This is a genomic window from Deltaproteobacteria bacterium (genome assembly GCA_016931625.1).
Taxonomy (GTDB): Bacteria; Myxococcota; XYA12-FULL-58-9; order XYA12-FULL-58-9; family JAFGEK01; genus JAFGEK01.
Genome location: JAFGEK010000044.1, coordinates 1 through 6945, shown reverse-complemented (window position 1 = coordinate 6945; position 6945 = coordinate 1). Strand labels below are relative to the sequence as shown.

The 6945-nt window shown below is 42.4% G+C and carries 8 protein-coding genes; all 8 read left to right on the top strand.

Features of this window, described 5'->3' with window-relative positions; genetic code table 11:
- Nucleotides 1-267, top strand: a 267-nt coding sequence (locus JW841_03480; GenBank protein MBN1959982.1) for a helix-turn-helix transcriptional regulator, incomplete at its 5' end; no start/stop codon positions are given.
- A complete protein-coding gene (locus JW841_03475; GenBank protein ID MBN1959981.1) occupies nt 242-811 on the top strand; it encodes a nucleotidyl transferase AbiEii/AbiGii toxin family protein in 570 nt (189 codons plus the stop codon). The genes JW841_03480 and JW841_03475, both read left to right, overlap by 26 nt.
- Nucleotides 812-839: 28 nt before the next feature.
- Complete coding sequence (gene tsaD / locus JW841_03470; protein ID MBN1959980.1) at nt 840-1877, top strand: tRNA (adenosine(37)-N6)-threonylcarbamoyltransferase complex transferase subunit TsaD; 1038 nt, start codon at nt 840-842, stop codon at nt 1875-1877.
- 12 nt (nt 1878-1889) lie between these two features.
- Nucleotides 1890-2777, top strand: coding sequence for a ribosomal RNA small subunit methyltransferase A (gene rsmA / locus JW841_03465; protein MBN1959979.1), 888 nt, complete (start codon nt 1890-1892; stop codon nt 2775-2777).
- Between the two features lie 139 nt (nt 2778-2916).
- Nucleotides 2917-3399 (top strand): DUF2147 domain-containing protein, encoded by a 483-nt coding sequence (locus tag JW841_03460; protein ID MBN1959978.1) that lies wholly within the window; start codon nt 2917-2919, stop codon nt 3397-3399.
- A gap of 14 nt (nt 3400-3413) precedes the next feature.
- On the top strand, nt 3414-4187 hold the full coding sequence (locus tag JW841_03455; protein ID MBN1959977.1) for a LarC family nickel insertion protein: 774 nt from the start codon (nt 3414-3416) through the stop codon (nt 4185-4187).
- Entirely contained in the window at nt 4184-6172 is a 1989-nt protein-coding gene (locus JW841_03450) for a PAS domain S-box protein (protein ID MBN1959976.1), read from the top strand. The genes JW841_03455 and JW841_03450 overlap by 4 nt, the downstream gene beginning before the upstream one ends.
- Nucleotides 6173-6275: 103 nt before the next feature.
- Nucleotides 6276-6485 carry a hypothetical protein gene (locus JW841_03445; protein MBN1959975.1) on the top strand — a complete coding sequence of 70 codons (210 nt, stop codon included), beginning with the start codon at nt 6276-6278 and terminating at the stop codon, nt 6483-6485.
- Nucleotides 6486-6945 lie beyond the last annotated feature (460 nt).

Sequence of the window (6945 nt, the reverse complement as noted above, 5' to 3'; positions counted from 1 at the left end):
CCATATATATATATATATATATATATATATATGGAAATAGCAAATCTCATGCTGTTTGCCGCAGCCGCTGGCCTAAGTCAAAGCGATCTCGCGCGACGGGCAGGGTTGTCACGTCAAGCCATATCCCAGTGGCTTGCCAAAGGTGTTGGTTTCGTCGATGTCAAGAGTAGCCACATTAAAAAGTTAGCACTTGCACTCGGTATTTCAACCGACGATTTAGTCATGCCACTACCAGCCTTCGGTGCTTGCCTGCCGATCCCTAATTGATCTCGGTGCCACTCTAACTGCCGAACAACAAACAGCGCAATATTTTCGGGCTGTATGTGAACTTGATTCGCATCGCTTCACCATTAATGTTGTCCTTGACGAGAATTTATTTCGCATCGGTACGGCACAACCGGCTGACAATGTTATGGTAGCAAACCTTGAAACTCTGCTTATGACCAAAGCCGCGACTCTCGTTTCTCGCTGTAGCGAAAAGGATCTATATGATTTGTATTGGCTCGTCACCAAAATCGATGGCGTGGAACTAGGCGACTTGATTACGCTCGGACAGCGTGTCGATGCCGGAGTCGATGCAGAAGCAATGCTCCTCGTTATAACAGGAACACAGTTATTAAAAAATGCCTGCAGCTTCGCAGTTGAGCAAGGACAAGGGATAAATAAAGTTTTTAAGGTAGTTAACGAGTTTAAAGATACACTGCAAAAAATGCTTGTCGACTTCCTTGAAGGTTTACCAGTTCCCCCTCTCGGCAAGCTTGTTCGTAAGCTTCGACAAATTTGCAAAGCGGTAAAAGTAGTTGCATCTTGATAACTGAATAGGCTAGGTGGCAAAAACTGTGCGTATTCTTGCTATTGAATCTAGTTGTGATGAAACTGCTGCTGCGGTTATCGATGATGGCCCCCGCATTATTTCTAATGTAGTACACTCGCAAATTAAAAGTCATGCACCGTTTGGTGGCGTAGTACCAGAAATAGCTTCACGTGAGCATGTGCAACGCATTGTTGAAGTGGTCAACCAGGCAATAAACCAAGCCGGAACAATATCTGATATCGAAGCTATTGCAGTAACTCGTGGACCAGGGTTAATCGGCTCGCTTTTAGTTGGTTTACAATTTGCCAAAGGTTTAGCTCTAAGTCGCAATTTACCTTGGATAGGGGTACATCATCTCGAAGGTCACTTAGCCGCTGGTTTGTTGGCTGACCCACCAATGACTTATCCACATATAGCCTTAGTAGTAAGTGGAGGTCATACTCATCTTTATCATGTACGCTCTTTCGCCAACTACCAAGTACTCGGTGGTACTCGTGATGACGCTGCGGGCGAAGCATTTGACAAGGTGGCAAAGATATTGGGTCTCGGCTATCCTGGTGGTGTGCGAATTGAACAGTGCGCCAATGATGGTGACCCAAATGCTATTGCTCTGCCGCGTGGTCTACCAAGTTGTAAAAATTTTGATTTTTCGTTTTCTGGCCTTAAAACTGCGGCGGCTGATTATGTACGCAAACGCGGTGGCAAACTTATAGGTCAAGAACTCGCTGATTTTTGTGCTTCACTGCAAGAGGCCATTGCTGACATTCTTACCAAAAAAGCCGCGACGGCTGCACGTAAGTTTTCTGCCCCTGGGGTAGTTTTAGCTGGTGGTGTCGCCGCAAATAAAAGATTGCGCGAATTATGCTTTAAACGCTGTAGCAACCGAGCACTTTGGGCCTTTGCACCGCCAAAACCATTATGCACTGATAATGCAGCAATGATTGGAGCGGCTGGTTGGATGCGCCTTATGCGCGGCGAAAAAAACGATTTAATTACTAGCGCTTTGTCGCGTTGGCCACTTGGTGAGCTAACTTCACATAGCGAACAATTTAAACCTTTTTAAATGGCCGTCTTGATGAATCAGCCACACCCTCCTCCCCCGCAACCTCGGGTATTGTTAGCATCAGCAGGCTTACATGCCAAAAAAAGTTGGGGACAAAATTTTTTAGAAAATACTGAGATACTTAATGAGATTGCATTATTGGCGGGGGCGGCGCCAGATAAAAAAATTATCGAATTGGGCTCGGGTTTAGGCGCGCTTACCTACTATCTTTTAATTAATGGTGCATCGGTAATTGCAATCGAACGTGACCGTGAAATTGTTCCGCTATTGCGTAATGTTTTGGCTTGGGCCCAAGAGCGACTTGAAATTCTTGAAGCTGATGCGGCTAGTCTTAACTACTTTGCTCTTGCTGACCAATTAAAAACAAAGCTCACCGTAGCCGGTAATTTACCTTATCAATTATCAAGTCGTATTTTAGTTTCGCTAGCTGATGCAGGCTCGGTAATTAATCAAGCTGTCTTATTAGTGCAGCGCGAAGTAGCTGAACGCTTAGTTTCTCCACCTGGCTCACGCATTTATGGTTTACTCTCGGTCTTAGTGCAGCGTCGTTTTACCGCCACTATAGCTCGCATCGTACCACCTGGGGCATTCTTTCCACGGCCTAAAGTTCACTCGGCTATCGTAGTGCTTAAAGTACAACCGCAACAACGAAGCGCACAAGCAGATGAATCGCTTGTCCAAGTAGCCCGCGCCGCTTTTTCACATCGACGCAAAATGCTACGTAGCGCTCTTGCACTCGTATGGCACATTGATGCTGCCTTGCTTGAACCAGTATTTGCAGAAGCAAATATAAAACCAACTGTTCGCGCTGAAGAACTCGGACTTGATGAGTTTGCCTATCTAGGTATGCTCTTGCAAAAACATAAAATTTTGCCGTCTAAAATTAGGGGGTGTCCCTAAGAAAGATCAATGATTTACAGGAATAATTGCTCAATTTATTAGCTCTAAATGCTTATCATTGCTGAGCAAAGGCAAATTGGCTATGGTAGCTAGTACCTTTATTTAGCAACAGTCTAAAGTTAAGGGAGTGTGTGACTAAATGAATCCTACACTTTTTCGTTCGTTGATATTTAAGTTGTGTATTTCTGCATTATGCGGCGCTGTTGTAAACATTAGTTTTGCAACTTTTGCTAACGCCCAAGAGCTATCACCGGTAGGCAAATGGAAAACTATTGATGATAATAATGGCAAGGTAAAATCCATTGTCGAAATTCGCGAATCCGGCGGCAAGCTTTACGGAAACATCATTCGCCTTTTCCCTGAACCTGGCGAAGACCTAAATCCCAAATGTGATAAATGTGAAGGCGGACGCAAAAATCAACCGGTGTTAGGCATGAATATTATGTGGGGATTAACAAAAGATGGTTCTGAGTGGTCAGGGGGGGTTATTCTCGATCCCGAAAACGGCAAAACCTATAAATGTTACGTTGAACCTATAGAAGGTGGAAAAAAACTTAAATTACGCGGATATATTGGCTTTTCTTTACTTGGTCGCACTCAATATTGGTTACGTGCTGATTAATTTATAAAATACTTATGGCAAACGAGGCCGATAATTATTTAACTAACACTATCTCTCAGCAATATAATCAGCTTTATGTTGAAGCTGTTAGTGGAGCTGCTGGTGATATGCTGCTTGCAGCTTTAATTGACCTCGGCGCCACTCAAGACCCTATCCATACTGCCATTGCTAGCTTGGCCATTCCTAACTTAAAATTAGAAATATCTCAGGTAGAAATAACAGGGATTCAGGCTTGCTATGTTCACTCTATACCTGCTGGTACTAATGAACATGGTCGTAACCTAGATGAAGTGTTGGCGATCATTGCTCGCGCACAAATGACAACAAATGCACATCAAATTGCAAAAAAAATTTTTACTCTGCTTGCTCATGCTGAAGCTGCAAGCCATCAACAAGATTTGCATCATGTACATTTGCATGAAGTAGCCGCTCTTGATTCAATTCTTGATGTTATTGGTATCGCTGTTGCATATGATAGTTTAGGTTGTCCAGAAGTAACTGTGGGCCCGATTGCGAGCGGCCACGGAGAAGTTTTGTGTCAGCATGGTCGCTTAGCGTTACCCGTACCTGCAGTAAAACAAATTGTTCATAATACAGGAATTGTACTTGTTGATGTGGCAATATTAGGTGAAACTATTACTCCAACTGGTGCGGCTGCGCTTGCGACCATAGGGACAACATTTGGTGCATCATTAACTAAAACAGGAGAAAAAATAGGCGTTGGTGCTGGTACACGGCGTTTTGCTGATCGGCCCAATATCGTACGTATTCATGGATACCAGGCATGATTGACACAAATGAACAAAGCGATAGCTTTTCAGCGGTACTGGTATCACCTCATCCGCAAACTGGCTTACGTACCTTTGCCACGGCTTTTGAGTTGCCACCAGATGCAAATATTGTTGTAGTTGATTGTCGTGAATCCGATCCACGCACAATATTTAAAAATATACGTGAACATGCACCGGCAGCACATATTATTGCTTGGGTTAAGCCCAAAGAAGCTGCTAAGGCAGCTGAATTACTTTCAATTGGTTATTATGATATTGTTTATAGTTTGCCTCATTTAAAGCAAGTATTATCACGTGAAAATACCACTCAAAATCTTGAGTGGCGTCTAGTTAGACAACTCAACATGAATGCAGGTTTACTGCAAATTATAAGTGAGATTGCACGTAAACCCGACCTGCAAGATGTATTACAGCTTTCAGTATCACGTATCTCAGAATTGTTTTCGATAGAACGTGTATCGGTTGTAGTCTTTGATCAGCAGAACCAAGAAGGTTTTGTGGTGATGGAACGCGAACAAGAAACGCTCGCCAACATTGCCATTAAAGTAAATGATTACCCAGAATTACAGCAAATTATAAATACCAAAGAGCCCCTAATTATTGCTGATGTTTTTGCTGATAATTTATTAGCTGGGGTACGTGGCAAAATTACACAAGCACATCAACCACCACGAGCAGCGGTACTCTTTCCACTCATTAGAAAAGACCAAGTAGTAGGCGCTTTATTTCTTAGAAGTGAAGAACCTATGGGTGAACTTGATGATCAGTTGCTTGCCATGGGTCATCTCATTTCTTCAACCACAGCGATTGCTATAGGCCATGCTCTTGAACATGACATGCTCCTTTCCGAAAAAAAAGCTCTACAACGCAGCAAAGCTTGGGTTGACGAGCAATTAATTGTTCTAAAAGAACTGCGTGATTTTCTCGATCAAGCTAAAGACGGTGTGCTTATAACTGATGTTGATGGTGTAATCCGCTATGCCAATGCTACTGCTGCCAGCTTGATGCATCAAACTCTTGAAGAACTACCCTCGCGTCGTTTTCGCGATTTTCTCTTGCCTCACTGTCACGCTTTATCTGAACGAGCTCTGCGTGGTGACGCTGTGGGTGATGAGAATGGTTATGTCGATTTAATTGTTGGTACCAGCGATGATATTGATATTGGCAGTATCGTTATCTCTGCTGCTATTCGCCCCTTAGCTAGTCCTGAAGGGGTAGTAATCAGTTTTCGTGATGTCACCGCTTTACGCGAAATTGAGAGTGAATTAAGGCAAACTAAAGAATTTCTCGAAAATCTTATCCAAAGCTCCGTTGATGCTATCATTGCCACTGATACTGACGGCAGCGTTATTTTGTTTAATCGCGCTGCTGAACAAATGCTTGGTTATACTGCACGCGAAATGGTTGGCCGCGCCAATATGAGTGTATTCTATCCACGTGGCGAAGCGTGGGATGTTATGAAAAAATTACGCTCTGAAGCTTATGGTGGTCGTGGCAGGCTGCAAATGGTGCGTAAAGAACTAATTGCACGCAACGGTGAAACAGTTCCAGTTAATTTAACTGCGGCAATTATTTATGAAGGAAACCGCGAAGTTGCTACCGTGAGTATTCTATCTGACTTACGTGAACGCCGCCGTATTGAAGAAAAACTATCACAAGTACAACGCAAACTGCAGCTAACTGAACGTCAAGCTGTTGCGGTTGAACTTGCTGGCGCTGCTGCTCATGAACTTAATCAGCCACTTACTTCAATAATGGGCTATGCAGAACTATTGCGACGAAAGTGCCAAAGTAATGAGAGTGAGAAAAAAGCTGTTGATATAATCTGTAAAGAAGTCGAGCGTATGGCCGCCATTGTTCGCAAAATCGGGCAAATTACCGCATATCAAACTAAGCCATACATTGGCGGCTCACAAATTCTTGATTTAAGTGATAGCCCACCAGTTGATGTGAACGGTGATATGAGTGAAGTAAAAAAATAAACTATTATCATTTGTGCAATTGTTCTATACACCAATCATCGCTGCAGAAATTAAACTTTAAAACTGCGTAGCATTTAATAAATAACTATAAGGATTCTTTTCAATGCGTATCATATCCATATTCTGTGTTGTCAATTTGATTTGGCTATTTGCGTTAAGTATTAATGCTGCAGAACTAGTACTTACTAGCCCTGAGGTAAAAGATGGCAAGCGTCTAAGTAATAAACAGGTTGCCAATATTTTTGGTTGTGCTGGTGATAATCTTTCGCCACAACTTGCATGGATAAACATCCCTAAAGGCACTAAAAGTTAAAAAATTAGCTGTAACCAAAGATGCTTCGGCCATAAAAATCGAATCAATGTTGAAAAATAACGCAATAGCTCAAGCCAAGTTAGTTGCAAAATATTCACGCTAAGCGTCATTTTATCATCTTTACTCAATATTATCCCTGTAATTACACAAAAGATCACATAACCAGGTTTGGCTCAGTAGTAGTAGCATTATTAATCAAAATAAATGCGAACTTAAGTTAATATCACCAATTGGTGTTCGCTCAGACAGTCTTCGCGAACACCTAAAGAAAACAAGACGTTATCCTTCACGCCAAGCAAGTAAAAGTACGTGCATAAATTCGCAAACGATGCTAAAGAAAATAGCAACCTGTATCTGAGTGTATACCATGGTACAGATAAAGTACTTTTCTGTTAAAAATCAACAAGCTACTAACTTACGTAAAAGAAAATACGAACTAGTTAAACGTTTCAAGCTGCCT